The sequence below is a fragment of the Photobacterium frigidiphilum genome, from assembly GCF_003025615.1.
Classification (GTDB): Bacteria; Pseudomonadota; Gammaproteobacteria; order Enterobacterales; family Vibrionaceae; genus Photobacterium; species Photobacterium frigidiphilum.
In genome coordinates, this window is record NZ_PYMJ01000094.1 from 1 (window position 1) to 2,401 (window position 2,401).

3 protein-coding genes are annotated in these 2,401 nt (G+C 39.7%); all 3 read right to left on the reverse strand.

Annotated elements, in window-relative coordinates:
- Positions 1-22: 22 nt before the first annotated feature.
- Positions 23-1,567 carry an IS66 family transposase gene (tnpC, locus tag C9J12_RS29755; RefSeq protein WP_107247058.1) on the reverse strand — a complete coding sequence of 515 codons (1,545 nt, stop codon included), beginning with the start codon at positions 1,565-1,567 and terminating at the stop codon, positions 23-25.
- A 109-nt stretch (positions 1,568-1,676) separates the two neighbouring features.
- Entirely contained in the window at positions 1,677-2,024 is a 348-nt protein-coding gene (gene tnpB, locus C9J12_RS29760) for an IS66 family insertion sequence element accessory protein TnpB (protein WP_011218059.1), read from the reverse strand.
- A complete protein-coding gene (gene tnpA, locus C9J12_RS29765) occupies positions 2,024-2,320 on the reverse strand; it encodes an IS66 family insertion sequence element accessory protein TnpA (protein ID WP_107247061.1) in 297 nt (98 codons plus the stop codon). The genes tnpB and tnpA overlap by 1 nt, the downstream gene beginning before the upstream one ends.
- Between the last annotated feature and the right edge of the window lie 81 nt (positions 2,321-2,401).

The window sequence follows — 2,401 nt, forward strand, 5'->3', positions numbered from 1 at the left end:
GTAAGCGTCTGGGCAACGACACCTAGCTATGCTTAATATTCCATGGCAGCAACGCGTCAATATTATTCGGTTTTTCAGCAATCTGCTGCAAGCAGGTTGCGATATAATCATGAACAAGAAGATTATTCGCTTTTGCTGTTTCAACCAAACTATATAAAATCGCACTCGCGTTCGCACCTGTATTGGTGTACGAAAATAGCCAAGCCTTACGACCTATCACAAAGGGCTTCACTGCCCGTTCTGCTCGGTTATTGTCAATGCTTAACCTGCCATCTTCAAGATAGCGCTGGAATTTTTCAAATTGGTTTAAGCTATAACTTATTGCTTCTCCCAATTTACTTTTTGGTGGGATTTTTTCTTTATGCTCGATGAGCCAGTTATATAATGTGGTTACGATAGGCTTGGCTTGTGACTGTCGGATTGCTAATTTTTCTTCAACAGATTTGCCCTTAATGCGTTTTTCTATTCCGTATAACTTACCAATTAAATTTAATACGATATCCACTTTCCCTGTTTTCTTTTTTCCTTGCAGTTTTTTCACGTCGATAAATTTACGACGAATATGCGCAAGACAGGCTACCAGTGTCGCTTGCGTTGATTCATAAGCTTTATATCCATCAACGTGCATGTAACCTTGGTAACCATCAAGAAAATCAATCGCACATTGGGCTTTACGACTATTGTGATAATCGAATAACACAATATTGGTGTTACTGCCTAATGCATCTGCTCCACAGCAATATACCCACATATAGCTTGTCGCTTTTTCGGCTTTGATTACTTTTAGCGGTGTTTCATCTGCATGAATAGCGGGCTCAGCGAGCAATGTGGTTTTCAAGCGCATATATAAAGGTTCAAGCAATGTTGCGCAACGTAATATCCAGCTCGACATGGTTTGACGACTCAACTCAATACCTATGTCACTCAACATTGTTTCTTGTCGATAAAGCGGTAAACCAAATTGATATTTACAGGTGATTATTTGGCTCAGCAAACTCGCGGTAGCAATACTTTTCGGGATTGGCGTGGCGGGTATCGGTGCCATTTTTATGTGACTTTCAATCCCATTATTTTCACAATGTCGGCACGTATACTTCGGGCGAATGGTTTTAATGACTTTAATATGAGCGGGTACAAATTCAAGGGTTTCGCTGCTACTCTCACCCATTTTATGCAAAGAATTACGGCAACAATCACATGTTTTATCCGTGTCCTCAATATCAATGATAACGTCTTTTCGGGGGAGTTCAGGCGGTAGTGGTTTGCGCTTTGGTTTGACTTTTTGCTCTGTTTTTTCTTCAGTTGATAAGCTCGCTAATAGCAGCTCGTCTTGTTCATCAAGTGTGACTTCGGCTTCATTGAAAACTTCATCGGCACCAGGCATTTTTTCTGACTTTTTACCGTATTCGTTAGCCAATTTTATATTATAACGTTCAAGTAGTTCTTGATAAATCGCGTCTTTTTCAGCTAACTCATTATCTTTTTGAGCCACGAGCAGCTGCAACTCAAGTAACATTTTCTTAAGTTGTTCTGGGTCGTCTGGTAATAAGTTCACATCAAGTTTCATTTGCTCATTTTAGCAAGTTTATCAAAATGAAACTGCTTTTGATGTCAATGAGTACAAGGGGGAGCGTCAACGATCGTTGACTACTCAGATATGATAAATACCGACTGAGTTAGATCATCGATTGATAATGTAATTCTTGATGACCAAGCACATCAAATCCTGATAGCAACCACTTAAATTGTTCGTCCGTTAATTCAAACTCATTGCAATCGATGTTACTCGGCCATTTGAATTTTTGCTTCTCAAGACGCTTGTACCAAAGTGCAAAACCCGTCTTATCCCAATACAGTATTTTTAGTTTGTCTTTGGCTTTATTGCAAAACACAAACAATTCACCCGTGTAAGCGTCACGATTAAGCTCATCTTCAACAATGGCTGCTAACCCGTTTATTGATTTTCGAAAGTCGACAAAATCACGGTGTATAAAAACGGCTGATGGTTCAATAAAGGATTGCATTAGCTCAACTCACGCAGTATTTGAGCCAAGTATGTAGCGGATGTTGTTGCAGGCAAACTGACGTTTGCCTTACCAACCGTGAGTGTGATGGATGGTTGCTCTTCCAAGAACTCAATTTGCTGTATCACTTTGGCGCGAACAAAACTGTTGGATGTTAAGCCCAGTTTTTTCTTGAAAGCGTAGAAGCTAGAAGTCGGTAATTGATGCTGTTGGCAGTAATTTGAAATAGTTAATCCACTGGTTTGTTGATTTTGTATTAGAGTCTGCCATTGTGTTTCGTTGCGCGTTCTTTTCATTGTTATTTCCTTTTATGTGACTTGGAAATAACATAACTGAAATCAGAAATTAGATGAAGGTGTGTTTGGCCAGACGCTTAC